The organism is Streptomyces malaysiensis subsp. samsunensis, from assembly GCF_024519315.1.
Classification (GTDB): domain Bacteria; phylum Actinomycetota; class Actinomycetes; order Streptomycetales; family Streptomycetaceae; genus Streptomyces; species Streptomyces malaysiensis.
Genome location: NZ_JANIIC010000071.1, coordinates 1 through 26,917, shown reverse-complemented (window position 1 = coordinate 26,917; position 26,917 = coordinate 1). Strand labels below are relative to the sequence as shown.

Below are 26,917 nucleotides of genomic sequence, written 5' to 3'. Positions count from 1 at the left end.
GCGTCACCCGGCGGCCCGACCCGGCGAGGCGCCACGCGACGGCCCGACCCGGCGACACGCCACGCGGCGGCTCGGTCGGGCAGCGTGCCATGGGGCGGCCCGGCCCGGCGAGGCATCGCACGGCGGCCCGGCCACGCGACGCGCCACGAGACCATCACGGCCGGTAGGCCGTGTCAGTAGACGGTGAGGCCGTAGGCGCTCAGCACCTCCTGGATCGGCTGGTAGAAGGTGGTGCCTCCGGTCGCGCAGTCCCCGGAGCCGCCCGAGAGAATGCCGATGATCTTGTCGCCCGCGTAGAGCGGACCGCCGCTGTCGCCCGGGACACCACCGCGCTGCGGGTGCTGTCCGACCGGGCCGAGCAGGCCGGTGAGCGGCTGAAGCTGCTGTCCGACGCCGGGGTGCGGATCAGCTCCAGCCTGGAGCTGACGGGCACCGCGGAGAAGCTGGTGGACGTGGCCGTCCCCCGGTTCGCCGACATCGTCTCCGTCGAACTGCTGGAGCCCGTGCTGCGCGGCGAGGAGCCCGAGCCGCCGTACGAGCCACTGGCGCCGCACCGGACCGCCGTCGGCGGAGATCCCCCCGACGGCCTCGTCTTCCGCGTGGGCGAGCGAGTCGTCTACGCACCCTCCACACCGCAGAGCCGGGCCGTGAAGGCCGGAGCCGCCGTCCTCCTGGCCGATCTGACGGGCCCCGCCGAGTCGCCGATCGGCCACTCCGCCCCGTACCAGGCCCCCGGGCAATCGGCCACGTACAGTGCCGAGACCCGGCGCCTCCTCGACCACGGGGTCCACTCGCTGATCACCGTCCCGCTGCGGTTCCGCGGGGTCACCCTCGGCCTGGCCACCTTCTGGCGGACCCGGCCCGGTGAGCCGTTCGACGAAGCGGATCTGGCGATCGCCGGGGAGCTGGCCGTGCGCACCGCCGTATGTGTCGACAACGCCCGCCGCTACGCCCGCGAACACACCATGGTCACCACCTTGCAGCGCACCCTCCTCCCCAGCGGCCTGCCCGATCAGGACGCCGTGCGGGTGGCGTCCCGCTATCTGCCCGCACAGGGGGAGGCGGGCGGATCCTGGTTCGATGTGATCCCTCTCCCCGGCGCCCGGGTCGCGCTGGTCGTCGGGAAGGTGGCCGGGCAGGGCCTGCACACCGCGGCCACGATGGGGCGGCTGCGCACCGCGGTGCAGAACTTCTCGGCCCTGGACGTGCCCCCGGATGAGCTCCTCTCCCATCTGGACGAGCTGGTCACCCGTCTCGACCTGGAGCGCGAGGCCGATTCGGACGACGTCCGGATCACGGGCGCCACCTGCCTGTACGCGATCCACGACTCGGTGTCCGGCCATTGCGCCATGGCCCGGGCCGGCGATCCGGGCATCGCCGTGACCCACCCGGACGGCACCGTGGACATCCCCGCGGTGCCCATCGGCCCGGCCCTGGGCATGGGCGGGGAGCCGTTCGAGGCGGTCGGCCTCTCGCTGCCCGCCGCAAGCCGGCTGGTGCTGTACACCAACGGCCTCCTCGAAGGCGAAGGCCAAGCCGCCGACACCGGCCTCGACCTGCTGCGCCGCACCCTCGCGGCCGAGCCGGACCTCGGCCCGGACGAGACCTGCCGGAGCCTTTTCGACACCGTGCTTCCGGCCCACCCGAGCGACGATGTGGCGCTGCTGGTGGCCCGAACCCGCCTGCTCGCCCCGGAGAACGTGGCCGAGTGGGATGTGCCGTTCGACCTGGCGGCGGTCGCCCCGCTGCGCGCCACCTGCACCCGGAAACTGCGGGCGTGGGGCCTGGAGGACGCCGCGTACACCGCCGAGCTGATCATCAGTGAACTGATCACCAACGCCCTGCGGTACGGCTCCCCGCCCGTACGCATACGGCTGCTGCGCGGCCGCAGCCTGATCTTCGAGGTCTCCGACGGCAGCAGCACCGCACCCCATCTGCGGCGGGCCGCGATCACCGACGAGGGCGGACGCGGGTTGTTCCTCGTCGCCCAGTTCGCCCAGCGCTGGGGCACCCGCTACACCCCGCACGGCAAGGTCATCTGGGCCGAGGCGGCCCTGGACGGCGCCCTCTGAGCGGACGTGTGCGGGGCTCGGCGGCAGTGCTGAGCGACGCAACCCCCCACCGGGAGCAAGGAGTTCACCGAACGCGGCGGGCAGGCAGCGGGGCCGGGCCTGGCTTTCCCCGGCCGCGTCATCGAGACTGTGATCATGCACGAGGGACAGGGCCACCAGGAGTACATCGTCACGTCCGACCCCGAGGCGGTGGCCCGTGTCCGGGCCTCCTTGCTGCGCACCCTGCCGGTGGCCGCATGGGCCGGAGTGGCCAGTGCCGTGGTCATCGTCTCGGCCGTGGCCCTCGTCCTCTTCGCCCTCGGCCACAGCGCCTCCCGGCTGTGGGTCCTGGTGTTCGCCTGGCCCGCGGCGTTCCTCGGCTACGACGCCAGGCGCCGATTCGCCGATATACGGCGGCTGAAGCGGACCTGGGCGGCGACAGAGGTGTCCCCGGTGGCGATGCGCCTCTCCGCCGAGGGCCTGCGCTGCGCCATCGACTCCGCCCCGGAGCCCGTTTTCCTCCCCTGGTCCGCGATCACCCAGGTGCGGGTGACGGGCCAGGGCCTCAGCACGGTGCGGGTCGATCTCGCCCCCGGCATGTCCGCCGCCACCCCCGGGGTCAGCGGACTGGAGCAGCCCGAGGCCCGGATGCGCATGCGGCGCACCTGGAACGGCGGGATGCGGCTGTGCTTCACCGTCTACGCCCTCCGCCAGCCGATCAGCGAGATCGACCAGGCTCTCGGCCACTTCTCGAACGGGCGGATCGGTATCCGCTGACGCGGGGCGCCCGAAACGCCATGTCCGAATCCCGCCAGCTTTCCGTGTCCGAAAGACGCATGCTGGGAGCAACGCACCACAGAACGGCGAGAAGAAGAGAGAGACCACAGCCATGACGGTCCACACGACGATCGACAGCCCGCTCGGCGAGCTGCTGCTGGTGGGCGAGGAGTCCGCCACCGCGCCCGGGGGCACCGCACTCGTCTCCCTGTCCGTGCCCGGCCAGAAGGGCGGGGCCGTCGTCCAGGACGGTTGGAGCGAGGATGCCGAGGCGTTCACCGAGATCGTCTCCCAGTTGCACTCCTACTTCGACGGCGAGCGCACCCGCTTCGACATCGAGTGCGTCGAGGGCGGTACGGACTTCCAGCGCAGGGTCTGGCAGGCGCTGGAGGCCATTCCGTACGGCACCACCGTCAGCTACGGCGACATCGCCCGGCAGATCGGCGCCCCGCGCACGGCCGTCCGCTCCGTCGGCACCGCGATCGGCCGCAATCCACTGCTGGTCGTACGGCCCTGCCACCGGGTCATCGGCGCCACCGGCGCACTGACCGGCTATGCGGGCGGACTGGAGCGCAAGCAGCGGCTCCTCGTTCACGAGGGCGCCCTCCAGACCGCCTGAGCGCGGGCCTCGCACCGCCCGGTGCCGGGGCCCGCACCGCAGACTTCCCGGATCCCGGAGAACACCGATGAGCACCACGAACGACACCGCACGCATCCACCAGCGCGTGGCCGCGGCCGACTGGCCACAGCTGGCCGAGGAGCTGGACACCTACGGGTGCGCGCTCACTCCACGGCTGCTGACCCCCGCCCAGTGCGCCCGCATCGCCGGGCTGTACGGGCGGGATGAGCAGTTCAGGAACACGATCGACATGGCCCGCCACCGCTTCGGCTCCGGTCAGTACCGCTACTTCACCCATGACCTGCCCGAACCGGTGGCCGAGCTGCGCGCCGCGCTCTATCCGCGGCTGCTGACCATCGCGCGTGACTGGGCGGAGCGGCTCGGCCGCCCGGCGCCCTGGCCGGACAGCCTCGAGAAGTGGCTGGCCATGTGTCATGAGGCCGGACAGGACCGCTCCGCACAGATCCTGCTGCGCTACGGCCCCGGCGACTGGAACGCCCTGCACCGGGACGTCTTCGGCGACATGCTCTTCCCGCTCCAGGTGGTGATCGGGCTCGACGCGTACGGCACGGACTACACGGGCGGGGAGTTCCTGCTGGTCGAGCAGCGCCCCCGCGCCCAGTCCCGGGGCACCACGACCGTCCTCCAGCAGGGCCACGGCCTGATCTTCACCACCCGTGACCGTCCCGTGGCCACCAAGCGCGGCTGGTCGGCCGGTGTGATGCGGCACGGGGTCAGCACGGTGCGCTCCGGGCGCCGCCACGCATTGGGGCTGGTCTTCCACGACGCCGCCTGACGTCACCGTCCGGCATCCTGGCATGGCAGCCCTCCACCCGCCCGCGGAGAAGGCGGAGAACGCGGAGAACTCCGTATGAACGCCCTGATCCCCCGTCCACGCCTCGAGGTGGCCCCCGGCGCCGTCCATGTGCCGGGCTGGCTCACCCTCGAACAACAGCGGGAGCTGGTCGTCGCCTGCCGGGGCTGGGCCACCGGCCCGGTCCCGATCCGGCACACCAAGCTGCCGCGCGGGGGCGTCATGTCGGTGCGCACGGTGTGCGTCGGATGGCACTGGCGGCCCTATGCGTACACCCGCACCGCCGACGATGTGAACGGCGCCCGGGTCGCCGAATTCCCCGACTGGATGGTCGAGTTGGGCCGTCGCGCCCTGGTCGACGCGTACGACGACGAGACGGCCGGTGAGGGGTACACCCCCGACACCGCGCTCATCAACTTCTACGACGCCCAGGCGAAGCTCGGCATGCACCAGGACAAGGACGAGAGGTCATCCGCTCCGGTGGTCTCGCTCACCATCGGCGACAGCTGTGTCTTCCGCTTCGGCAACACCGAGACCCGTACCAAGCCGTACACCGACCTCGAACTCGCCTCCGGGGATCTGTTCGTCTTCGGAGGCCCCTCCCGCTACGCCTATCACGCCGTCCCCAGGATCCTGCCCGGAACCGGTGACCCGGCCACCGGGCTGAAGTCCGGGCGGCTGAACATCACCTTGCGGGTCACCGGTCTGGCCGATCCCCGGTCGTCAGTTGTCCCGTGATCACCCTGCCACGGGCTGCTGAGCCTCGAACTCGACGGGCAGCGCGGTCAGCGAGCGGATGAACGGGTTCTTGCTGTGGCTGATCTCGGAGGCGGGAACGCTCAGCCGAAGCCCGGGGAACCGCCGCACCAGGCTCTCCAGGGCGATCTGCCCCTCCACCCTGGCCAGTGGCGCGCCGATGCAGTAGTGGATGCCGTGGCCGAACTGGAGGTGTATGGCCGAGTCCCTCGTGAGGTCCAGCCGCTCGCCGTCGGTGAAGTGCGCCGGGTCGGAGTGTGCGGCGTCCATGTCCAGGAGCACCTGGTCGCCGGCGCGGATGGATACGGAGCCGATCTCCACGTCCTCGTTGGCGAAACGCACGATGAGAATGCCCGGCCCGGCGTGCCGGAGCAGCTCCTCCAGACCACGCCCGGCCAGCTCGGGGTCCTTGCGCAGCAGCTCCATCTGGTCCGGGCTGGGACAGCAGCGAGAAAACCGCGTTGCTGATGAAGCTGCCGGTCAGCTCGTACCCGGCGATCAGCATCATCCGGGCGGTGGCGACCACCTCGCGGTGGCTGAGCCGGTCGTCCTCGTGTGCGGACATCAGATCGCTGATCAGGTCGTCCTCCGGGGCCTTCCGCCTGGCCTCGGCGAGGTCCTCCATATACGTCCACAGCTTGGCGGAGGCGTCCTGGGAACGCGCGGCGGTGTCCGGGTCCAGCGGGGGCGTGAGCATCAGATCGGCCCACTGGTGGAATTCGGTGCGGTCGGCGATGGGCACACCGAGGAGTTCGCAGATCACCTGCATGGGCAGCGGAATGGCCAGCGCGCTGACGAGGTCGGCCCGGCCGTCAGCGGCGATCCGGTCCAGCAGTGTGTCGGTGATCTCCTGCACCCGTGGCCGCAGGCTCTCCACTCTGCGCGCCGTGAACGCCTTGGCCAGCAGCCTGCGCAGCCGGGTGTGCTGGGGCGGATTGGTACCGGCCACCGTGTCCTCGAACAGCCCGCTCACCGGATTGGTCTGGCCCTGGGAGGCGGCGTAGGCGGCGGCCGGGCTCATTCCGGAGTGTCCGAGACAATCCCGGACCTCCTCGTACCGGGAGACGAGCCACGCCGTGGTGCCGTGCATCGTGATCTGCCGAGGCGGGCCGTGCGGAGTTCTTCTTCGGGGGTGTCAGCCATGGGGTACCGCGTTCTCCTTGGTCGAAGTGGCACCCGGACGCGCGGGATGTCAGCTCTGGCTCCGGGCGGGGATGATGTAGTCGGGGTCGGCCGTCCGTGGCGGCTCGCGCCGTGCCATGGCGGCGTCGATGGCGGGCTGGAGCCGGGCCGTCTTCAGCCGTACGGCGGCCTCATCGCGCTCCTTGAACTCGGGCATCACCTCGTTGGCGAAGAGCTCCAGAGATTCGCGGATGTGCTCGTGCCGGGTGCCACCGCCCTGGACGAGGAAGATCGCCTGGTCCAGTCCGGCCTCCTCGTGCAGCCGCAGGAAGTCGCGTATCTGGTGCGGAGTACCCACCGCGCCCCGGGCCGGATTGCCCAGCGGCATTCCGGGCTTGCCGAAGGAGGAGCCGCCCATGCCGTGCTTGTCGCGGTCGCGCTGGAACTCCTCCCACAGCCGGGTGCGGGCCGGTGCGGCGGTACCGAAGCCCGCGTAGAAGCCGAGGCCGAAGTTGAAGAACTGGACGCCGTCGACGGCACGTTCCACGGCCGTGGTCTCGTCCCGGTGGCAGAACATCGGGATGGTCGCGGCGATCTGTGCGTTGACGGCGAACGCGGCGGGCACACAGTCCGCCGACTCGATGCCCGAGTAGTAGGCGTCGACCCACTTCTTGGTCTCCGCCGGCCCGAAGAAGGAGAAGTTCAGCGCGCCGAGCCCCTTGGCGGCCGCGGTGCGGATCGCGTCCCGGTTCCCGCAGGCCATCCACATCGGCGGATGTGGCTTCTGCCGCGTCTTGGGCAGCACATTGCGGATCGGGGCGGACACGTACTTGCCCTCGTATCCGGCGAAGGGCTCCTCGACGAACATCCGGGCGACGGCGTCCACCGCCTCTGCCCACTGGTCCCGTTTCACGGAGCGCTCCACGCCGAATCCGCCCAGCTCGGTGGGGGTGGTGGACTCGCCCGTGCCGAAGTCCACCCGGCCGTCGGAGAGCAGATCCAGCGTGGCGATCCGCTCGGCGACCCGTGCCGTCGGATTGAACGCCGGAGGCATCAGGGCCACCGCGTGGCCGATGCGGATGCGGCTGGTGCGCTGGCTGACCGCGCCGAGGAACGCCTCCGGCGCGGACATGTGCGAGTACTCCTCCAGGAAGTGGTGCTCAGGACACCACACATGGTCGAAGCCCAGCCGGTCGGCCAGCTCGATCTCGTCCAACATCTCGTTGAACAGGCGGTGTTCGGAGTCCTGGGTCCAGGGTCGGGGCAGCTGCGCCCCGTACAGCAAACCGAATTTCATGGCGCATCACTCTCATCTGCTGGTCGTCGGCCACGGGCCGGGACGGGGATGGCGGCACCGGCTCGGTCAGTCGCGACCGTCCCAGTACGTGTCGAACACCTGGGCGCGCCGTTCCGGATCGACGAGGAGGGTGACCTTCTCATGGCCGTTCTCCACGATCGTGAACATGTTGTTGGTGAGGAAGACCTGCCCCTTGTCGATGGCGCGCCTGCGCCGGCGCATCGCCGCCAGGATGGCCGGGCCATTGCCCTCGCCGACCCCGGCCCAGGCGTCATAGGTCCTGGGCTGGGTGGTGAAGCGGTAGGTGGTGCGCCAGTCGTGGTCCAGGGTCTTGGCCAGGAGCACGAGATAGCCATCCCGCCGGATCAGCCGGAACGCACAGCCGTACTGCCACTGCACCTCCTCGGACAGGCGCAGCGGCTCGGTGAAACAGAGACCGGCGTGCCCCACATCGGCCAGCCACTCCTGCCCCTCGATACGGACGAGCATCAGCATGTGCTCGGGGTCGGGGGCGAAGATGTCACCGGGCAGATACGTGCCTCCGCTGATGACGTCCAGGTCATAGCCCAGCTCGCGGAGCAACTGGGCGAACAGGGTGTTCAGCTCCAGACACATGCCACCGGCGCCGGTCGGCACGATGGCCTCGAATGCCTTGTCGATATCGATGTCGGCCATGTTCTCCGCGCTGAGGCGGTGGGTGTGGTTGGTGTCGTAAGGGACCGCCATCAGATGGCCGCGGTGCAACTGCCGGAGGTTCGGCAGGGTGGGGGCGGGCGGCTGGGAAAGCCCCAGATGCGCCAGGTACGTGTCCGTGCTGAACATGTGCGATCCCTTTCTTGCCGCTTCGGTCGGTGCCGGTCTGCCGAGTGGAGTTGTGCTGGGCTGGGCAGGGCTCACTCCTGGGCGGCTCCGGAGGGCGGGGTGGGAGCGGGTGGCAGGGTGGCTCCGACCGAGTGGGCCAGTTTCCGCAGCCCGGTGTGGAGGGGGTACGCCATCGCCGCCCAGTTCGTCAGGGGGCGGAGGTCCTCGGTTCCAGGGCCGATGCCCTGGTGGGCGCGGGTGCGCAGGGCGTCGAGCAGGGCGGTCAGCTCATCGAGCGCACCGGCCCGGACCAGGCCGAGCACCAGTTCGGAGACCTCCCGCCGGTCCAGGTGGCCCGCGGTGAAGTCGCCTAACTGGGGGCGGAGATGACGGACGGCGACCTGCGGTTTCAGCTGCCACTCCAGCCGGCTGAGCCGGGCGCGGATCCGTGCCGCGGTGGGGGCGTCGGCCCGGGTGCGCTGAGCGAGGTCCAGACAGCTGAGCGCGGTGCCCACATCGCCGGTCGCCAACGCCTCGTCGGAGGCCGCCACCAGCACCTCGGTGGCGCAGTCGGCATCGGGGTCCCCGGCGGCCATCAGCTGCCCGGCCACCGTCAGCGCGGGCGCTCCGGCCTCGTGCAGCAGCTCGGCGGCGGCGCGGTGCAGTGCGGCCCGGCTGTCGGCGGGCATGTCGTCCAGTACGGCGGTGGCGGCCACCGGATGGCGGAACGCGTGGCCCTGGGTGAGCAGTCCGGCGCTGACCAGGGCGTGCAGGGCCCAGCCGGTCACCGTGGCGTCCACTCCGGCCAGCCGGGCCACGTCCGCCACCGGCGCCGCACCGCCGAGCACGGCGAGGGCGCGTACCACGGCCGGCATCGACGGCCGGGAGTGCGCCACGAGGTCGAGCAGTGCCTGTCCGTAGCCTTCGGGGTAGCATGCGCCACCCGCCTGCTGATCAATGATCAGGGCCTGGACGGCCAGCGGATTGCCGCCACTGACGCGGTGGAGCTCGGCGGTGAGCCGGGGGGAGGCGGTGTGCGGTCCGAGCAGCCGGATGGCCAGGGCGTCGACTCCGCGGCGGCTCAGGGGGCGCACGGCGATCCGGTGTGCGTTGGGGCTCTGCGAGAGCAGCCCGGCCAGCAGGGGTGAACGCGGCCACCGCAGGGTGTGGTCATCGGTGATCAGCAGCAGGATACGGGCGGAGTGCAGCCATGGGACGAGCCCGGCGAGGAAGTGCAGGGAGGGCGGGTCCAGGTAGTGGGCGTTGTCGACACAGATCACCAAGGGGGTGGTCTCGGACAGATGGGCCAGCTCCATGGTGAGCTTCTGGAAGGCGTCGACGACCTGCACCTCCCAGTCGCCGTCGGTTAACTCCCCTTCGATGACGGTTTGTTCGACCGCCGAGGCGAGCAGCTCGCGCACCCGGTCCCGGCCGGGCGGCGGAATCGTCATGCCGTGGAAGAGCTGGGTCACCACACCGAACGGCAGCAGGTGCTCCCGGAGCGAGGCGGTGGCCCTCAGAACGCGGACGCCGCCCGGTTCCAGGGCTTCGAGGAACTCGTGCACCAGCCTGCTCTTGCCAGTGCCCAGCGGCCCGTCCACGACGGCCAGCTGCCCCTTGCCCCTCGACGCGTCGGCGAGCAGCCGGCCCAGACCGGCCAGGATGTTGTCACGCTCGACAAGGTCGGGCGGTGACCCGCCGGGCCCGCGACCCCCCTCGCCTCCCCGGTCCTCCTGGTCCCTCCGGAAACCGATCGCCGGCCGACCGGCGCCGGCCGTGGAATCGTGGCATTCCATCAAGCTCACAGGCACCCCAGCTTTCTGCGATTCCTCCATCCGCGCGGCCGCGCACAGCGGCGTGTCTCCGCGCGAAAGCCCATGACGAACAGGCAGAACTCCTCGGCGGCGCAGGTGCGTTGCCCATCCTCAATGCCCATGACAGAGGCCGGGAGAGAATGGATGGGAGAAAGACGCGAGCCGGGTAGGAGCCTTGTGTATCAACAGCATGTAAACAGCGTGTGGCTGCGGCATGCACCGGATAGGGCACTCTCGGGTCCTACGCGTAGATCCCGGCGCGCCGCACTGTCAAGCGAATGAGTCGTACATCACGAAACGATCACGCCGTGTCCTTCGACCGATATGGCGCGGCCCTCGTGGCCATGGGAACGGACCGTACGGACGACGTGGGCAAGGGCGTGGGGGCCGGTGATTGGGCCGAAAGTCGACGGTCCTCGGTGGACCCCGCACAGGGGGGCTCGGCGCACTGTCGCCGGAGGTGGCCGGCGGCGAGGGTTCGCCGCCCGGCGCGGAGAGGGATCCGGTCACCGCGTATGAAGTGGCCTGATCCCATGAATGTGGACGCCTTACATCACCCCACTGTGGTCAGACCAGCTGTACCGCCTGCTCGTACGAGGGGCGCGGCAGCCGCTCCCGGAAGGCTTCGGCGCCCGGGTAGCCGATGTTGACCAGCAGAATCGACCGCCACCTGCCATCGGGAAAGAACTCCTTGTCCACCGCCTCGGCGTTGAAACCCTTCATCGGTCCTGCGGCCAGCCCCGCCGCGCGGACGGCCAGCACGAAGTAGCCTGCCTGGAGCGTCGAGTTGAAGTCCCCGTGGGACTCGCGCAGCTCCTGGTTGGCCTCCAGCATCGGCCGTAACTGCGGGTTGGACGGGGCGAGGAGCGGCACATATTCCGGGTATCCGGTGTCCAGGGCCAGCACCGCGGTGACCGGGGCCGAGGCGGTCTGCTCCTGATTGGGCTGTGCCACCCCGGTCAGCAGCCGCTGCTTTCCTTCCTCGGTGCGCACATACAAAATCCGCAGCGGATTGATATTCGCCGACGTCGGGGCCCATTTGAACAGTTCGTAGATGGCCCGCAGACGGTCATCGCCCACCGGCTTGTCGCTGAAATCGTACGCCGTCTTGGCCTCGGTGAAGAGAAGTTTCCGCCCTTCGGGAGAGAGCGCGTACAGGGCCTGATCGCTATCGGGGGCCAGGGTGCTGTCCGTCACGGCCGTTCCAACTCCATACTCACGTATGGCGATACGCGCGTATGGCGATCGCGGAACTCAGCGTACGCTTACGAGGTGTGCGGTGGCCGGGGACTCGGTCAGGTGGGCCGGTGGTGTGGTCTACCGCCGCGTGGTCTACCGCCGCGAGGATCATGTGTGGCACGCTCTTGGCATGGTGCTGGCGGCGCTTCCCCCCGCGATGCAGGTGTTCCGTTGAGGGCCGCCGTGCTGACGGAGCCGGGTGCGCTGTCCGTGGTGTCCGTGCCGGAGCCGTCCTGCGGCCCGGAGGACGTGCTGATCCGTATGCGGGGCACGGGGCTGTGCGGCTCGGATCTCGCCGTGCACGCGGGACACCGGCGGCCACCGAACCTGCCCTGGATCCTGGGCCACGAGGGGACGGGGCGGATCGTCGGGCTGGGCAGCCGGGTCAGCGGTCTGCGCACCGGCCAGGACGTGGTCATCGAACCGGACTACTGCTGTCTGACCTGCGCCCCCTGCCGGGCCGGGCGGACCTCGGCCTGCGAAGGCCGGGCCGCCGTGGGACTGACCGTTCCCGGTCTGCTGAGCGAGTACGTCGTGGCACCGGCCGCGTTCGTGTGGCCCGTCGCCCGGCGACTGCCCGTGGCGGATCTGGTCTGTGTGGAGCCCGCCACCGTGGCCCGGGCGGCGATGCGGCGCTCGGGCATCGTGCCCGGGCAGAGCTGCCTGGTGACCGGGGCCGGTTCCCAAGGGCTGCTGCTGTGCCAGGCGCTGGTGGACCACGGTGTGACGGTGTTCGTCCAGGAGCCCAACGAGGCACGGCTGGACCGCGCGTGTGCCCTCGGCGCGACGGCCCTGCCACCGGACGCGGACGGGCTCCCCTGTCTCTTCGAGACCTCCGGAGCCCCCGGCGTCGTCGAGCAGGGGCTGCGACGGCTCGCCAAACACGGCACCGCCGTGCTGATCGGGATGGACACCTCCCCGCTCGGGGTCTCGCCGCGCGATCTGGTGGCGGGGCAGATCACCCTCATCGGCAGCATGATCTACGACCATCCGGTGGACTTCGCACGGACCGTCGGCGCCCTGGAGTCGCGGACGCCACCCCGGCTCGGCGCGGTGGTCAGCGACGGCTACGCCCTGGAGGACGTCCAGGAGGCGTTCACCGCCGCGTACACCGCGTCGGGAAAGGTGTGGGTGGACCTCTCCTGAGCCACCGCTCCGGCCGTGTCTCACCCGGCGGGCGCGGTCAGCCGCAGCACACTCCCCTCCCCGTTGGCCGATACGAGGAGGGCCCCGTCCGGGGCCACGGCGAGCCCGGCGAACTGGCGCGGGCGGCCGGGGACTCCGGGAATCGGCTCGGGTTCGGTGCGCGTGATCCCGGGCGGCAGGCCGACCGCCAGCTGCTCGGCGTCGATCCTGCTCGCCCCCGTGGCCAGGGAGATCGCCCGCAGCCGCCGGTGCTCGACCTCCACCGTGAACAGCTCGTCACCGCGCACGGCCAGCCCCTGCGGTGCGCCCAGCCCGTCCGCGACGACCACCGCCTCGCCGTCCTCCAGCCGGAGCACCGCGCCACGCCGGTCGTCGCTGACGTAGCAGCGCCGCCGGCCGTCGAAGGCGACGTCCAGGGGGTGGTCGAGCCCCTCGGCGAGCACACTGACGGTGTCGGCGTCGTCGATGCGCAGAACGCGGCCGGCCCCGGTCTCGGCGACCACGAGAGCGCCGTCCGGGGCGACGGCGATCCCGGTGGGCTGGTCCAGCCCGGTGGCGCGTACCCGTGTGGTCCGGTGGACGGGGTCGTGGGTGCGCACATCGCCGAGTTGTGAGGTGAGGTGCAGCAGACCGTCGTCGGCGGTGACGTTGTGCACGGCGTACATCAGCTCGTGGGTGACGACACCGGGCTCATGACCGTCCTCTACGGCGCCGGGGCCCGAATCGACGGCGGCACCGGAAGCGGTACCGGAGCCGGGGACAGCCGGGCTCGCCAGGCTGAAGTGGTCGGCGGCGTACACCGTGCCGCCGAGGTCGACCGTGATGCCGAAGGGCCCGTCGAACCCCTGGGGGACCACCACCCGGGTCCTGCCGTCGGTGTCCACCTCCGCGATCCCGCCACTGGCGAAGCTGGAGACGAACATCCGGTTCTCATGGTCGAACGCGGCGTTGTCCAGCCCCACGATGCCGGTGGCGACGACCGACCGGGCCCCGGTGGCCAGATCGATGCGGGTCACCAGCCCGGCCATGCCACGGGACAGGACGACGAGGGCGCCGCCCCGGTCGAACCGCACCGCGACCGGGTCGTCCACCTCCTCGGCGACCAGCTCGGGCACCCCTCCGTCGGGCGGGATCCGCCAGACCTCGTTGCGCATCATCTGCGGGTAGTACAGACATCCGTCGGGGCCGAGTTGCATCGCGTTGCCCAGGGCCAGCCCGTCGGTCAGCACCGCCGGGTCGCCACCGCCCGGGAACAGTTCCATCAGGCGGCCGTTCATCTTCATCTCGTTGACGAAGAGGCGGTCGCCGACGCAGGTGATGCCGTTGGGCACCGACACCTGGTCGGAGACGAGGGTGTACTCACCCCCGGGGCCACGCCGCCACACCCGGCCGGGCGTCAGATCGGCGATGTACATCGAGCCGTCCGCCCCGAAGGCCAGGTCGTCCGGGGCCTCCACCGGGCCGTCGAGCGGCACCACCACCTCGATGTCACGCGAGACGGGGTCCACGGCACTGATCTGCCCGGCGAGGAACTGCGCCACGTACAGCCGCCCGTCCGGGCCGAATGTGACGCCGTTGGAACCCCACAGCCGGTTCGCCCTGGTGAGTCGGCGCACCTCCAGACGGTCGCTCGTGGTCCGTGTGCGGCCGGTGTCGTCGAACCGGCTTGGGTACATCGTCGCTCCTCGGGCATGGGTGGCACATCTGTCGGCACAGCGCACAGCAGCACGGCGGCGGATCGGTCTCAGACGACCAGCACATCGTCCATGCCGCCGTCCGCGCGCCAGCGCCTGAGCAGTTCATGGAAGGCGATCGGCCCGTCGCCGAAGGACTCGCTGCGCTCCCGTGGCATGCCCTCGTTGTTGTAGTAGCCGGGGGTGCACTCGGCCTGGAAGTCGTACAGGTCAGCCGCCTTCTCACGGATGGTGGCGCGCCAGGCCGCCTCGGCCTCGACCGTCGGTTCGACATACCGGGCCCGGCGCCTGCGTGCCTCGGCGAGCACCTCGGCGACATGGATCGCCTGCTCATCGAGGATGTGCACATAGTTGACCGAGCTGGCGTTCTGGAGCGGGCCGAGCTGGAAGAGGTTGGGGAAGCCATGGCTGTAGAAGCCGTGGAGGGTCTTCGGGCCGTCGCGCCAGGCTTCGGTCAGGGTGACACCGCCCCGGCCGTGGACCGGGAGGAACCCTGAGGTGACCCCGGAGACGCCGACCTCGAAGCCGGTGGCGAAGATGACGCAGTCGACCTCGTACTCGACACCGCCGACCACGACGGCGTTCTCGGTGATGCGCTCGACACCCCCGTGGTCGGCCGTGTCCACCAGCGTGACATTGGGCCGGTTGAAGGTGTCCAGATAGGTGTCGCTGAAGGTGGGGCGCTTGCACATGTAGCGGTACCAGGGCTTGAGCGCCTCGGCGGTCGCGGTGTCCCCGACGGTGGAGTCCACTCGGTCGCGGATCCCGTTCATCTTCTGGAAGTCGGCGATCTCGTAGAGGCGTTCGCGCTCCTGGGGCGGGAGGTCCGCGTAGCTGTCGCTCGGGATGAGCTTCTGCTGGAGCCGCGCGGTGCTGGTCCAGCCGTCGTTCACCAGGTCCTCGTCCGCCTGGCCACCGGTGACGATGGTGAGGAAGTTGTCCCTGCGGCGCCGCTGCCAGCCGGGTGCCAGCGAGGCGGCCCACCCGGGGTCGGTGGGGCGGTTGCCGCGCACATCGACCGAGGACGGTGTGCGCTGGAACACATACAGCCGCTCGGCGTCCCGGCCCAGATGTGGCACGACCTGGATGGCGGTGGCGCCGGTGCCGATGAGGGCCACGCGCTTGTCGGCGAGTCGGTGCAGACCGCCGCCGGCGTCGCCGCCGGTGTAGTCGTAGTCCCAGCGGCTGGTGTGGAACGTATGGCCCTTGAAGGTCTCGATCCCGGGGATGCCGGGGAGTTTCGCCCGGCTGAGTGTGCCGCTGGAGATCACCACATGGCGCGCCCGGATCCGGTCGTCCCGGTCGGTGTGTACGGCCCACTCCAACTCGGTGTCGTCCCAGCGGAGTTCGGTCACCTGGGTCTGGAAGCAGACATCGCGGTAGAGGTCGAAGTGGCGCCCGATCGCCCGTGCGTGCTGCCGGATCTCCTCGCCCGGCGCGTAGCGCCACCGCGGCACGTAGCCGATCTCTTCGAGCAGGGGCAGATAGACGTAGGACTCGATATCGCACTGGACACCGGGATAGCGGTTCCAGTACCACGTGCCGCCGAAGTCCCCGCCCTGTTCGATCATGCGGATATCCCGCACACCTGCCTGCCGCAGCCGGGCGCCGGCGAGCAGTCCGCCGAATCCGCCCCCGATGACCAGCACCTCGACCCGGTCGTGCAGCGGCTCCCGGGTGAACTCCGGCTCCACGTACGGGTCCTGGGCGTAGGAGTCGAGGTCCCCGGCGATGCGCCGGTACTGCTTCTTGCCGTCGGGGCGGATCCGGCGGTCACGCTCGGCCCGGTACTTCGCGCGCAGGGCGTCCGGATCGAATCCCAGCTCCTCGGGGTCCATGGACGTGGCGGAGGTGGGCGGGTGGTGGGAAGTGGGCATGGGGGGGTCCTTGTGCCTCTGGCGTCGGAAGGGTCCGGAAAGGGGCGGAAGGTCTATGGGTTCGGATGCCGCCCGGGGTCCGTTGATCGGCGGCGCGGGCTCAGCCTCACAGAAAACGTTCCCAATGCGCAACCTTTCCCAGTGGGCAAGAATCAGCCTTCTCGCGTATGCTCATCCGCGATGACTACCGGCCTGCGTGAGCGCAAGAAGGCGGCGACCCGCCAGTCACTGCACGACGCCGCCGTGCGCCTCGCCGCCGAGCACGGCGTCGAGCACCTCACGGTGGAGGCCATCGCCGATGCCGCCACCGTCTCCCGGCGCACCTTCTCCAACTACTTCACCAGCAAGGAGCAGGCGCTGCTGCACCGCGACAGGGCGCACACGGTCCGGCTGGTCGAGCTCATCCGCGCCCGCCCGGCGCGGGAGTCCCTGATGACGGCGGTCATCGGCGCCGCCGAGCAGCACTCCGCCGAGTTCGCCACCGATCCGGCGCAGGAGGAGGGCTACCGGAGCCTGCGTCTGCATCCGGCGCTGCTGCCCGAACTGGTCGCCACCTACGCCGCCGCCGAACGCGACCTCGCCGAGGCCGTCGAAGAGCGTCTCCCCGCCGGACCGGACACCCCGCTGCGGGCCCAGATCCTCGCCGCGACCCTCCTGGCCACCTTCCGCGTCGTCGGGCAGACGGCTCTCGAGCGGCGTGAACGCGATGCCGTGGACCTCCTCCGCCAGGCCATCACGATCACCCGCGAGGGCTTCCACTGACCGTTTTTCCCTGACCGCTTTCCCTGGCCGCGTGGACGGCGAGGTCAAGCCTGGCCTGATCTGTGCGGTCCTCGATAGCCAGGGCCTATTGAGATGATCAGAATCATATCTTGGCCCTTTTGACCCGCCCGGTTCTAACGTCGTGTCCATGGCATTGACAACGCGGCCGGAGCAGCGTCCGACGCAGGCGGAGCGGCGGCCGTCCATAGCGCTCTCATTCTGGCAATCGACCCTCGGCAAGAAGATCGTCATGGGCGTGACCGGTCTGATCATGATCGGTTACCTCTGCGTCCACATGCTCGGGAACACGAAGATCTTCTTCGGCCCGGAGGAGTTCAACGCCTACGGACACTGGCTGCGCGTCATGGGGGCGCCCGTTCTGCACCATCAGTGGGGCCTGTGGATCGCCCGTGTGGTCCTTCTCGCCTCGGTGATCCTGCACGGTGTGTCCGCCTACCAGCTGAGCAGGCGGGACATCAAGGCCCGCCCGCAGAAGTACGTCCACACCAAGCCACGGATGAGCTATGCGACCCGGACCATGCGCTGGGGCGGGGTGATCCTGGGTCTGTTCATCGTCTGGCACGTCCTGGACCTCACCACCGGCACCACGCACTCCGGCGGATTCCAGGAGGGCCATCCGTACCAGAACGTGGTGGACACCTTCTCCACCTGGTACGGGAACGTCATCTACATCGTGGCGATGCTGGCCATGGGCCTGCACGTCCGGCATGGCTTCTGGAGCGCCGCACAGACCCTCGGCGCGGGCAACCGCACCCGTGACCGTGCCCTCAAGGCCATCGCCAACGCCCTGGCGATCGTTCTGACCGTCGGGTTCATCTCCGTGCCCGTCGGTGTCATGACCGGAGTGGTGAGCTGACCATGCCCTCGTACAGCGAATACACCGAGTACGCCGAATACACTGTCGGCGAGCCGATCAAGGACGAGCGGGCCCCCGCCGGGCCGGTCAACGAGCGCTGGGACACCCGCCGCTTCGAGGCCAAGCTGGTCAACCCCGCCAACCGCCGCAAGCACACCATCATCGTGGTGGGCACCGGTCTGGCCGGTGGCGCCGCCGGCGCCACCCTGGCCGAACAGGGCTACCACGTGGTCCAGTTCTGCTACCAGGACTCGCCGCGCCGGGCCCACTCCATCGCCGCCCAGGGCGGGATCAACGCGGCGAAGAACTACCGCAACGACGGCGACTCCATCCACCGGCTGTTCTACGACACCGTCAAGGGCGGCGACTTCCGCGCCCGCGAGTCCAATGTCCACCGCCTGGCGCAGATCTCGGTGGAGATCATCGACCAGTGTGTGGCCCAGGGTGTGCCCTTCGCCCGGGAGTACGGCGGTCTGCTGGACACCCGCTCCTTCGGCGGTGTGCAGGTCTCGCGCACCTTCTACGCCCGTGGCCAGACGGGCCAGCAGCTGCTGCTCGGCGCCTACCAGGCGCTGTCCCGCCAGATCGCGGCGGGCAATGTGGAGATGCACGCCCGCACCGAGATGCTGGACCTGATCATGGTCGACGGCCGGGCACGTGGCATCGTCGCCCGCGATCTGGTGACGGGCGAGATCTCCACGTACTTCGCCGACGCGGTGGTGCTGGCCAGCGGCGGCTACGGCAACGTCTTCTACCTCTCGACGAACGCCATGAACTCCAATGCCACCGCCATCTGGCGGGCGCACCGGCGCGGCGCGTACTTCGCCAACCCCTGCTTCACCCAGATCCACCCGACCTGCATCCCGCGCTCCGGGGACCACCAGTCCAAGCTGACGCTGATGAGCGAGTCGCTGCGCAACGACGGCCGGATCTGGGTGCCCAAGGCGAAGGGCGATACCCGTCCCGCGGCGGAGATCCCCGAGGAGGAGCGCGACTACTACCTGGAGCGGATCTATCCGTCGTTCGGCAATCTGGTGCCGCGCGATATCGCCTCCCGCGCCGCGAAGAACGTCTGCGACGAGGGCCGCGGGGTCGGACCCGGTGGCCAGGGCGTCTATCTGGACTTCGCCGACGCCATCGCCCGGATGGGCCGCAAGGCGGTCGAGGAGAAGTACGGCAACCTCTTCGACATGTACGAGCGGATCACGGCGGAGAACCCGTACGAGGTCCCGATGCGCATCTACCCCGCGATCCACTACACGATGGGCGGGCTGTGGGTCGACTACGACCTTCAGACCACCGTGCCGGGGCTGTTCGCGATCGGCGAGGCCAACTTCTCCGACCACGGCGCCAACCGGCTCGGCGCCTCCGCGCTGATGCAGGGCCTGGCCGACGGCTACTTCGTCCTGCCGTCGACGATCAACGACTACCTGGCCCGCAACCCGCACAAGGACGAGGTCGACGCCTCGCACCCGGCGGCCGTGGAGGCGGTACGGGAGACCGAGGACCGGCTGACCAGGCTGCTGGCCGTGGACGGCGACCGCACCCCCGACTCCTTCCACCGCGAGATCGGCGAGCTGGTCTGGGAGTTCTGCGGCATGGCCCGCACCGACGAGGGGCTGCGCAAGGCACTGGACCGCCTCCCGCAGATCCGCGAGGAGTTCTGGCGGCGGATCAAGGTGCCGGGCACCGGCGAGGAGTTCAACCAGTCGCTGGAGAAGGCCAACCGGATCGTGGACTATCTGGAGCTGGCCGAGCTGATGTGCCTGGACGCCCTGCACCGGGCCGAGTCCTGCGGCGGCCACTTCCGCGAGGAGTCCCAGACCCCCGACGGCGAGGCCGCCCGCGAGGACGAGGAGTTCTCCTACGCCGCGGCCTGGGAGTTCACCGACACCGGCGCCGCCCCCGTGCTCCACAAGGAGCAGCTGACCTTTGAGTACGTCCATCCCACTCAGCGGAGCTACGCATGAAGCTCACCCTGCGCGTCTGGCGCCAGCAGAACGCCGACTCCCCCGGCGCCATGGCCACCTACCAGGTCGACGACGTCTCCCAGGACATGTCCTTCCTGGAGATGCTCGACGTCCTCAACGAGGAACTCATCCTCAAGGGCGAGGAGCCGGTGGCCTTCGACCACGACTGCCGTGAGGGCATCTGCGGTGCGTGCAGCCTGGTGATCAACGGTGACGCCCACGGTCCGGAGCGCACCACCACCTGCCAGCTCCATATGCGGTCCTTCCAGGACGGCGACACCATCGACATCGAGCCATGGCGCGCCGCCGCCTTCCCGGTCATCAAGGACCTGGTGGTGGACCGCTCCGCGTTCGACCGGGTGATCCAGGCGGGTGGCTACATCACCGCCCCGACCGGCTCCGCGCCGGAAGCACACGCCACTCCGGTGCCCAAGGCGGACGCGGACTACGCCTTCGAGCACGCCGAGTGCATCGGCTGCGGCGCCTGCGTGGCGGCCTGCCCCAACGGTGCGGCGATGCTGTTCACCTCGGCCAAGGTCAACCATCTCAATGTGCTGCCCCAGGGCTCTCCGGAGCGGGAGACCCGGGTGCTGGACATGGTGTCCCAGATGGACGCGGAGGGCTTCGGCGGCTGCACCCTCACCGGTGAGTGCGCCACGGCCTGTCCCAAGGGCATCCCCCTGTTCTCCATCACCGCGATGAACAAGGAGTGGCTGCGGGCGTCCCGCAAGGTCAAGCGCTGATCGCACTCCCCCAGGAACGGCACCCCTCGACAACGCTCCGTGGACGGGTGCCCCGGTGGCGGAGGTCTTACGGACGCAAGACCTCCGCCACCGCTCGGCCGAACCGCGGCGGTGATTCCGGTGCCACCGGCTCATCCGCCCACCGCCCGGCCGCTAGGTTGAGCACATGTATGCCATGCGAGTCTCCCGGCGTGTGAACGCCCCGCGCCCGGCCGTCTACCGGGCGCTCCTCGATGCGAGCGCCATCGCGACCTGGCGGGTGCCCGACGGCATGACCTGCCGGGTGCATGAGTTCGAGCCCCGCGAAGGGGGCGCCTTCCGCATCTCGCTCAGCTACGACGACCCGGCGGGCACCGGCAAGTCGGGCGCCCATACGGACACCTACCACGGCCGTTTCACCCGGCTGGTGCCGGATGAGCAGGTGGTCGAGGTGTCCGAGTTCGAGACCACGGATGCCGCCCTCCGCTCCACGATGACCATCACGACCACGCTCACCGACGCGGAGGGCGGTGGTACGGACGTCCTCATCGTGCACGAGGGGATCCCCGACGTGGTCCCGGTCGCCGACAACGAGCTGGGGACCCGCATGTCCCTGGACAAGCTGGCCGCGCTCGTGGAGACGGGCCTTTAGGCCACACCGGCCGGGGCCTCGAATCCACCGCACGGCGAACGCGCTGCCCGCCGTCGCCGGGCACGACTTCCGCGGGCTCATACGGGCCGATCGTCATCGTCGCCGAAGGAGTCCAGATGGGCGGTGAGGTCGTCGACGAAGCGCGCGAGCAGGCGGCCGAAGACCTCGCGGTCCTGCGGGCTCCAGCCGGCGAGGGCGTCGCTGAACCATCCGAGGACCGTCCGCATATAGCGTTCGGTCGCCGCCGCCCCCTCGGCGGTCGGCTCGATGAGCCGAGCGCGCTGATCGTCCGGATCGGTGACCCGGCGGACCAGGCCGCGCCGCGCCAACTCGTTAACCTGCCGGGTGACATGGGGCCCGACGACCTGCATCCGTGCGGCGATCTCCCCCACGCGCAGCGGGCCGCCCGCCACATGCAGGGAGACGAGGACCGACATCGCGGGCCGGTCCACGGCCACACCGGCGGCCTCCATGGCGCGCTCGGTCAGCCGGCCCCGGTTCACGGCGCCGCTGAGCTGCGTCAGCCGGGGCAGCATGGCCAGCAGATCGTGTTCGCCGTCGCCGCCCTGCCCGGCCTCCGGTCCCTCGGCGGTCATCTCCCGCCCTCCACATCTACCTAAGTTAGGTATATAGTCGTGCTCATCGGCTCTGCACCCAGAGCCTTTCACGCCATCAAAAAGGATACCTGAGTTAGGTATACATCAGGCCCTCCTCAGGGGAGGGCCGGAGAGGAACGCCCATGGGCGGCCTGAACACCGCGTCGAAACGCACGGTCCTGGTCGCCGGCGCCAGCATCGCCGGCCCCGCGCTGGCCTACTGGCTCCGCCGGTACGGCTTCGCGGTCACACTCGTCGAGAAGGCGCCCGCCCTGCGCGGGGGCGGCTACCCCATCGACATCCGCGGCACCGCGGTCGAGGTCGTCCGGCGCATGGGGGTGCTCCCCCGGCTCCGGGAGGCCCATGTCGGCGTCCGTCGGATCTCCTTCCTCGACGAGAAGGGCCACCCGATAGCCGCCATCCGGCCCGAAACCATCTCCGGCGGCGAGGAGGGCCATGACCTCGAAATCCCCCGCGGTGAGCTGGCCGAGATCCTCTACGGTGCGATCGGCGACGACGTCGAGCTCCTCTTCAACGACTCCATCGCCACCCTCCATGACCACGACGGCGGGGTGGACGTGGCCTTCCGCGGCGGCGCCCGGCGCACCTTCGACCTGGTCATCGGCGCCGACGGAATCCACTCGCACACCAGGAGCCTGGCCTTCGGCCCCGAGGAGCGCTACCACCGCTACCTCGACTACTGCTTCGCCGGCTTCACCATGCCCAACCATCTGGGGCTCGCACACGAGGGTCTCACCTGGAACGTCCCGGGCCGGACCGCCGTCCTCTACGCACCCCGCGACGGCGACCGGGTCCACGCCTTCCTCAGCTTCCTGCGCACCGAGCCGCCCTTCGACGCCTTCCGCGACCCCGCCGCCCAACGCGACCTCGTGGCCGGGGTGTTCTCCGGATACGGCTGGGAGGTGCCGCGTATGGTCGCCGCCATGCGGGACAGCGACGACCTCTTCTTCGACGTGGTCAGCCAGATCCATATGCCACGGTGGTCCGCGGGCCGGGTCGCCCTGGTGGGCGACGCCGCCTACGCACCGTCGTTCTTCTCCGGCCAGGGGTCGAGCCTGGCGCTGGTCGGCGCGTACGTCCTCGCCGGTGAACTGGCCGCGGGACTGGCCGCGGGCGCCCACCACGGCGACGCCTTCGAAGGCTATGAGCGCACCGTGCGGTCCTTCGTGGAGATGAACCAGGCGCTCGCCACCGAAGGAAGCGCGGGTCTGTCCCCGCGCACCGCCGAGGACCTGGCCCGGCGCAACGAGGCGCTGCGCGACCCGTCCGCCGTGTTCAGCGGCGCGGGCCGGCATGCGCACTCGGCGCTGACCCTCCCCGGCTACGACGGCCACGACAGGCAAGACGGCCACGAGGCCGGGTGAGGGCGTGGCGCGCCGCCCCGCCTCGTCAGCCGGTGGTGCCGATGGCCGAGGTGGGGCCCGAGCCGGAGCTCACGATGGACGGCACCCGGTCGGCGGGGTCGAGGGAGTAGGAGTAGTACGCCTTCGGGTCGAAGGCGGTGCCACCGCTCTCGTTGCGGCCACTGGTGTTGACGAAGAGGTTGCCGCGCTGGACCAGGGTGGCCGTGCTGTCCTTGATGACGGGGTTCTTGAAGCCCTGGAAGTAGCTGTTCTCCAGCACCATCTTGGTGTCCCCCCGGGCGTAGTTGCCATAGGAGGAGTTGATGTCCGTGCCGGGGTCGTCCTGTAGGTAGTTGTTGTACAGATGCGCATGGGCGATGTTGTCGGCGGACGGGTTGCGGGGTAGGTCGACTCGATGTGGTTCCACACCTCGCCCAGCGGCTGCACCAGGTTCGTGGGCGGGTTCCAGTCGTCCGCGGCGCGCGAGGGGGCGGCCGTCGCGACACCGGGCGCGGCGACCAGCGCGGCCAAGGCGGCCAGCACGGTGGCCAGGCGCGCGAGGAATGAGCGCACTGTGAACTCCCTTGGATAGCTGACAGGTTGTCAGCCTCAGGTCGCCGCCACCGCCGCTCGGGTTGCCGGCCGTGGGTCCACGATCCACCGTGAGCAAGCAGTCCGCCATACGCCCGCGATCCGCCGCGTACCGCGTGGGGCTCACACCGGCCGGGTGGCCACCACCAGCCGGCAGCGGGGGCTGCCGTCCGCCCGTCGGCCGAGTTCCTCCAGTGCCCGCAGCTCGACCTCGAACCCGGTCCGGATCAGCTCCTCCCGTACCTCGGCGAGCCGGAAGGTCCGGTAGTACATCACGAAACGCGGCCACCACAGCGCGTTACGCACCCGCATCGCGGTGTCGAACGCCAGGAGCGACCAGTAGGGCCGGGACCCGGGGCGGGCCGGTGCCACGATCGGGAAGGCGAACCGGCCGCCCGGCCGGAGCGCGGAGTGGACCTGGGCGAAGAGTCCCGGGCGCTCCCGGGGCAGGAAGTGGCCGAACGCCCCGAAGCTCACCGCCAGGTCGAAGACCGGCCCGAACGGGAGGGCGCGCGCGTCGGCGCGTACCCAGTCCGGGTGCGGGGCGCCTGGCACCTCCGGCGTACGGGCCCGGGCGACGGCCAGCATGCCCGCGCTGAAGTCGACGCCGGTGATCCGCTCCCGGCACACCTGCCGCAGCGCCCCCATCCCCGCGCCGGTTCCGCAGCACACGTCGAGGCCGCGGTCGAAGGGGCCGAGCCCGCGCAGGGCACCCGCCACGGAGTCCAGCACCGCCGCCGGGGTCCGGTACGCGGTGTGGTCGAACTTCGGGGCCAGCAGGTCGTAGCCATGCTCGACGGAGGACAGCGCCTGGACGACGAGCTCGCGACAGGTGGGGCCCTGGGGTGCGGACATCGCGCTCAGCATAGAGCCCATGGCGGCAAGGCGGTCTGCCGAACTCCTGGACAGCGCGCCGGTGGCGTGCTGTGATGCGCGACAACGATGTCAGGCACGACCCGTCTTCCTCGGCACTCCACCGACAGGAGCCGCACGATGCCCCTCGACCGACGTCGCTTCCTCCGCACCGGCGCCCTCACCCTCGGCGCCCCCGCGCTCGCCGGACACCTGGCCCCGGCCGCCGTGGCGTCCACGGCCCGGCGGCCGAGGGCCCCGCTCCCCGACTCCTTCGACCGGCTGCCGTCCGGGAGCGTCAGCCCGCGCGGCTGGCTGGCCGAGCAGCTGCGTCTCCAACTCCACGGACTCTGCGGCCGGTACGAGGAGCGCTCGCACTTCCTCGACTTCGACACCACCGGATGGACCCATCCGGACCGGGGCGGCTGGGAGGAGGTGCCCTACTGGCTGCGTGGCTATGTCCCGCTGGCCGTGGCCACCCGTGACCAGGCCGCGCTCGCGAACTCCCGCAAATGGATCGACGCCATCCTCGCCACCCAGCAGAGCGACGGCTTCTTCGGGCCGCGCTCCCTGCGCACACAGCTTAACGGCGGCCCCGACTTCTGGCCGTTCCTCCCCCTGCTCATGGCCCTGCGCACGCATGAGGAATTCACCGGCGACGAGCGTGTGGTCCCCTTCCTCACCCGCTTCCTGAGCTTCATGAACGCGCAGGGGCCGGGCGCCTTCGACTCCAGCTGGGTCTCCTACCGCTGGGGCGACGGGCTCGACACGGCCATATGGCTGTACCGCCGCACCGGCGAGGCGTTCCTCCTCGACCTCGCCCGCAAGATGCATACGTACGGCGCCAATTGGGTCGACAACCTGCCGAGCCCGCACAACGTCAACATCGCCCAGGGCTTCCGCGAGCCGACCCAGTACGCCCAGCTGACCGGCTCCGCCGAGCTCAGACAGGCGACCTATCGCACCTATGCGTCGGTGCTCGGCGCATACGGCCAGTTCCCGGGCGGTGGCTTCGCGGGGGACGAGAACTACCGGCCGGGTTTCGGCGACCCCCGGCAGGGCTTCGAGACCTGCGGCATCGTCGAGTTCATGGCCAGCCATGAACTGCTGACGCGGATCACCGGCGACCCGGTGTGGGCGGACCGCTGCGAGGACCTGGCGTTCAACATGCTGCCCGCCGCCCTCGACCCACAGGGCACCGGCACCCACTACATCACCAGCGCGAACACCATCGATCTGAACAACGCGGTGAAGTCCCAGGGGCAGTTCCAGAACGGCTTCGCGATGCAGTCCTACCAGCCGGGCGTCGACCAGTACCGCTGCTGTCCGCACAACTACGGCATGGGCTGGCCGTACTGCGGGACATGCGCGCCTACCTCGGCCACCTCGACGAGGGCGCGCAGGGCGCCGCCCCACTGCGCGACCTCTTCCGGCGCAACGCGGAGCGCCTGGAGCGGGAGATGGCCCTCATGGAGGTCCGGCTGCGCTATCTGCGGCTCAAGGCGGACATGTGGGACGCGCGCGAGCGCGGCGACCCCGACGCTGAGCGCCGGGCGGTCGAAGAGGTCACGGACGTCATGGACGCACTGTGAGAAGCAACCGGCCAGTTCAAAGAAATCCACAGCGGTCCATGGAAGGCAAGACGATCCCCGTGTCCACTGACGCCGATATCAACAACGACACCAAAATCAACAACAACGATTCCGACGGTGGCGAACTCGTCCTGGTCACCGGAGGCAATGGCTATGTCGGCACCCATGTGATCAGCCGTCTGCTGCGGAGCGGCCATCGGGTCCGCACCACCGTCCGTTCGCACGGCCGGGCCGCGAGCGCCGAAGCGAGCGTACGGTCGGGCCGCGAGCGCCGAAGCGAGCGTACGGTCGGCCATAGCGGCCGCCGGTGTCGATCCCGGCGGGCGGCTCGATGTCGTCAGCGCCGATCTGACCTCGGATGACGGCTGGGACGACGCGGTGGCGGACTGTACCCGCGTCCTTCATGTCGCGTCACCGTTCCCCTCCGTCCAGCCGGAGAACGCGGACGACCTGATCGTCCCCGCACGGGACGGCACCCTTCGTGTGCTGAGGGCCGCACGGGACCACGGTGTGAAGAGGGTCGTGATGACGTCCTCGTTCGCGGCGGTGGGATACAGCGCGAAGGATGGGAACGAGTACGACGAGAGCGACTGGACCGACCCCGCAGACGACAACGCCCCCTACATCCGGTCGAAGACCATCGCGGAACTGGCCGCCTGGGAATTCGCGGAGAAGGAGGGGGACGGCCTCGAATTCACGGTGATCAACCCGACCGGGATCTTCGGCCCGACGCTCGGCCCCCGGCTGTCCGCCTCGACGGAGCTCGTGCGGGCGATGCTGGCGGGAGAGATGTCCGCCGTCCCCCGTACGCACTTCGGCGTGGTGGACGTGCGCGATGTGGCCGACCTCCATCTGCGGGCCATGGCCCATCCCGCGGCGGCGGGACAGCGCTTCCTCGCCAGCGGCGACCGGGCCGTCAGCTTCCTGTGGAT

At 70.2% G+C, this 26,917-nt stretch carries 23 protein-coding genes and 4 pseudogenes; 16 read left to right on the top strand and 11 right to left on the bottom strand.

All coding sequences use genetic code 11. From position 1 onward, the window contains the following. Positions 1–173 precede the first annotated feature (173 nt). Positions 174–320: pseudogene (locus NQU54_RS40535) on the bottom strand (trypsin-like serine protease); the annotation flags it as partial. Here NQU54_RS40535 and NQU54_RS40530 point away from each other — a divergent pair. The 5 genes and pseudogenes from NQU54_RS40530 to NQU54_RS40510 all read left to right on the top strand — a co-directional run. Beyond that, positions 315–2,072, top strand: a pseudogene (locus NQU54_RS40530) (ATP-binding SpoIIE family protein phosphatase); the annotation flags it as partial. The pseudogenes NQU54_RS40535 and NQU54_RS40530 sit on opposite strands and share 6 nt — an antisense overlap. Before the next feature lie 135 nt (positions 2,073–2,207). Continuing rightward, on the top strand, positions 2,208–2,828 hold the full coding sequence (locus NQU54_RS40525; protein WP_257635356.1) for a hypothetical protein: 621 nt from the start codon (positions 2,208–2,210) through the stop codon (positions 2,826–2,828). Positions 2,829–2,940: 112 nt separating this feature from the next. After that, the gene (locus tag NQU54_RS40520; RefSeq protein WP_257635355.1) at positions 2,941–3,447 is read left to right on the top strand and encodes a methylated-DNA--[protein]-cysteine S-methyltransferase; all 507 of its coding nucleotides are present in this window, start codon (positions 2,941–2,943) and stop codon (positions 3,445–3,447) included. A 67-nt stretch (positions 3,448–3,514) separates the two neighbouring features. Beyond that, positions 3,515–4,243: a 2OG-Fe(II) oxygenase gene (locus NQU54_RS40515; protein ID WP_147965203.1), complete on the top strand. Its 729-nt coding sequence runs from the start codon at positions 3,515–3,517 to the stop codon at positions 4,241–4,243. A 75-nt stretch (positions 4,244–4,318) separates the two neighbouring features. Further along, positions 4,319–4,999 (top strand): alpha-ketoglutarate-dependent dioxygenase AlkB family protein, encoded by a 681-nt coding sequence (locus NQU54_RS40510; protein WP_257635354.1) that lies wholly within the window; start codon positions 4,319–4,321, stop codon positions 4,997–4,999. Here the strand turns inward: NQU54_RS40510 and NQU54_RS40505 are convergent, their stop codons facing one another. Beyond that, complete coding sequence (locus tag NQU54_RS40505) at positions 5,000–5,443, bottom strand: cytochrome P450 (RefSeq protein ID WP_257635353.1); 444 nt, start codon at positions 5,441–5,443, stop codon at positions 5,000–5,002. Positions 5,444–5,484: 41 nt separating this feature from the next. Between NQU54_RS40505 and NQU54_RS40500 the strand changes: the two genes are divergently transcribed. Beyond that, the gene (locus NQU54_RS40500) at positions 5,485–6,021 is read left to right on the top strand and encodes a hypothetical protein (RefSeq protein ID WP_257635352.1); all 537 of its coding nucleotides are present in this window, start codon (positions 5,485–5,487) and stop codon (positions 6,019–6,021) included. Positions 6,022–6,209: 188 nt separating this feature from the next. On the opposite strand, the gene NQU54_RS40495 is transcribed toward NQU54_RS40500, so the two are convergent. The 4 genes from NQU54_RS40495 to NQU54_RS40480 all read right to left on the bottom strand — a co-directional run bounded on the left by NQU54_RS40495 (position 6,210) and on the right by NQU54_RS40480 (position 11,248). Next, a complete protein-coding gene (locus NQU54_RS40495) occupies positions 6,210–7,436 on the bottom strand; it encodes an LLM class flavin-dependent oxidoreductase (RefSeq protein ID WP_257635351.1) in 1,227 nt (408 codons plus the stop codon). Between the two features lie 66 nt (positions 7,437–7,502). Continuing rightward, complete coding sequence (locus NQU54_RS40490; RefSeq protein ID WP_257635350.1) at positions 7,503–8,258, bottom strand: arylamine N-acetyltransferase family protein; 756 nt, start codon at positions 8,256–8,258, stop codon at positions 7,503–7,505. Between the two features lie 71 nt (positions 8,259–8,329). Continuing rightward, positions 8,330–10,048: an ATP-binding protein gene (locus tag NQU54_RS40485; RefSeq protein WP_257635349.1), complete on the bottom strand. Its 1,719-nt coding sequence runs from the start codon at positions 10,046–10,048 to the stop codon at positions 8,330–8,332. A gap of 570 nt (positions 10,049–10,618) precedes the next feature. Beyond that, a complete protein-coding gene (locus NQU54_RS40480) occupies positions 10,619–11,248 on the bottom strand; it encodes a malonic semialdehyde reductase (protein WP_257635348.1) in 630 nt (209 codons plus the stop codon). A 225-nt stretch (positions 11,249–11,473) separates the two neighbouring features. Here NQU54_RS40480 and NQU54_RS40475 point away from each other — a divergent pair, with 225 nt between their 5' ends. After that, complete coding sequence (locus NQU54_RS40475) at positions 11,474–12,436, top strand: zinc-dependent alcohol dehydrogenase (RefSeq protein WP_257635347.1); 963 nt, start codon at positions 11,474–11,476, stop codon at positions 12,434–12,436. 20 nt (positions 12,437–12,456) lie between these two features. On the opposite strand, the gene NQU54_RS40470 is transcribed toward NQU54_RS40475, so the two are convergent. Together NQU54_RS40470 and NQU54_RS40465 are read right to left on the bottom strand one after the other, a co-directional pair. Next, positions 12,457–14,112 (bottom strand): NHL repeat-containing protein, encoded by a 1,656-nt coding sequence (locus NQU54_RS40470; protein WP_257635346.1) that lies wholly within the window; start codon positions 14,110–14,112, stop codon positions 12,457–12,459. 68 nt (positions 14,113–14,180) lie between these two features. Next, positions 14,181–16,007 (bottom strand): flavin-containing monooxygenase, encoded by a 1,827-nt coding sequence (locus tag NQU54_RS40465; RefSeq protein ID WP_257635345.1) that lies wholly within the window; start codon positions 16,005–16,007, stop codon positions 14,181–14,183. A 180-nt stretch (positions 16,008–16,187) separates the two neighbouring features. On the opposite strand from NQU54_RS40465, the gene NQU54_RS40460 reads away from it, so the two are divergent. From NQU54_RS40460 to NQU54_RS40440, 5 genes are all read left to right on the top strand, one after another. Beyond that, positions 16,188–16,769, top strand: coding sequence for a TetR/AcrR family transcriptional regulator (locus NQU54_RS40460; protein WP_257635344.1), 582 nt, complete (start codon positions 16,188–16,190; stop codon positions 16,767–16,769). Between the two features lie 148 nt (positions 16,770–16,917). After that, on the top strand, positions 16,918–17,646 hold the full coding sequence (locus tag NQU54_RS40455; protein ID WP_257635343.1) for a succinate dehydrogenase: 729 nt from the start codon (positions 16,918–16,920) through the stop codon (positions 17,644–17,646). A gap of 2 nt (positions 17,647–17,648) precedes the next feature. After that, complete coding sequence (locus NQU54_RS40450) at positions 17,649–19,616, top strand: fumarate reductase/succinate dehydrogenase flavoprotein subunit (protein ID WP_257635342.1); 1,968 nt, start codon at positions 17,649–17,651, stop codon at positions 19,614–19,616. Further along, the gene (locus NQU54_RS40445) at positions 19,613–20,359 is read left to right on the top strand and encodes a succinate dehydrogenase/fumarate reductase iron-sulfur subunit (RefSeq protein WP_093701238.1); all 747 of its coding nucleotides are present in this window, start codon (positions 19,613–19,615) and stop codon (positions 20,357–20,359) included. The genes NQU54_RS40450 and NQU54_RS40445 overlap by 4 nt, the downstream gene beginning before the upstream one ends. A 166-nt stretch (positions 20,360–20,525) precedes the next feature. Beyond that, complete coding sequence (locus tag NQU54_RS40440) at positions 20,526–20,990, top strand: SRPBCC domain-containing protein (RefSeq protein ID WP_257635341.1); 465 nt, start codon at positions 20,526–20,528, stop codon at positions 20,988–20,990. A gap of 77 nt (positions 20,991–21,067) precedes the next feature. On the opposite strand, the gene NQU54_RS40435 is transcribed toward NQU54_RS40440, so the two are convergent. Continuing rightward, entirely contained in the window at positions 21,068–21,586 is a 519-nt protein-coding gene (locus NQU54_RS40435) for a MarR family winged helix-turn-helix transcriptional regulator (RefSeq protein ID WP_257635340.1), read from the bottom strand. A 143-nt stretch (positions 21,587–21,729) separates the two neighbouring features. Between NQU54_RS40435 and NQU54_RS40430 the strand changes: the two genes are divergently transcribed. Continuing rightward, positions 21,730–22,971 carry an FAD-dependent monooxygenase gene (locus NQU54_RS40430; protein ID WP_257635339.1) on the top strand — a complete coding sequence of 414 codons (1,242 nt, stop codon included), beginning with the start codon at positions 21,730–21,732 and terminating at the stop codon, positions 22,969–22,971. 31 nt (positions 22,972–23,002) lie between these two features. Here NQU54_RS40430 and NQU54_RS40425 read toward each other — a convergent pair. Continuing rightward, positions 23,003–23,350, bottom strand: a pseudogene (locus NQU54_RS40425) (pectate lyase family protein); the annotation flags it as partial. A 314-nt stretch (positions 23,351–23,664) separates the two neighbouring features. Further along, positions 23,665–24,396 (bottom strand): class I SAM-dependent methyltransferase, encoded by a 732-nt coding sequence (locus NQU54_RS40420; RefSeq protein WP_257635338.1) that lies wholly within the window; start codon positions 24,394–24,396, stop codon positions 23,665–23,667. Between the two features lie 138 nt (positions 24,397–24,534). Here NQU54_RS40420 and NQU54_RS40415 point away from each other — a divergent pair. The 3 genes and pseudogenes from NQU54_RS40415 to NQU54_RS40405 form a co-directional block, all read left to right on the top strand. Beyond that, positions 24,535–25,749 (top strand): annotated as a pseudogene (locus NQU54_RS40415) (beta-L-arabinofuranosidase domain-containing protein); the annotation flags it as partial. A 295-nt stretch (positions 25,750–26,044) separates the two neighbouring features. Further along, complete coding sequence (locus tag NQU54_RS40410) at positions 26,045–26,347, top strand: NAD-dependent epimerase/dehydratase family protein (RefSeq protein ID WP_257635337.1); 303 nt, start codon at positions 26,045–26,047, stop codon at positions 26,345–26,347. Then, a partial coding sequence (locus tag NQU54_RS40405) for an NAD-dependent epimerase/dehydratase family protein (RefSeq protein WP_257635370.1) occupies positions 26,280–26,917 on the top strand: 638 nt, incomplete at its 3' end. The genes NQU54_RS40410 and NQU54_RS40405, both read left to right, overlap by 68 nt.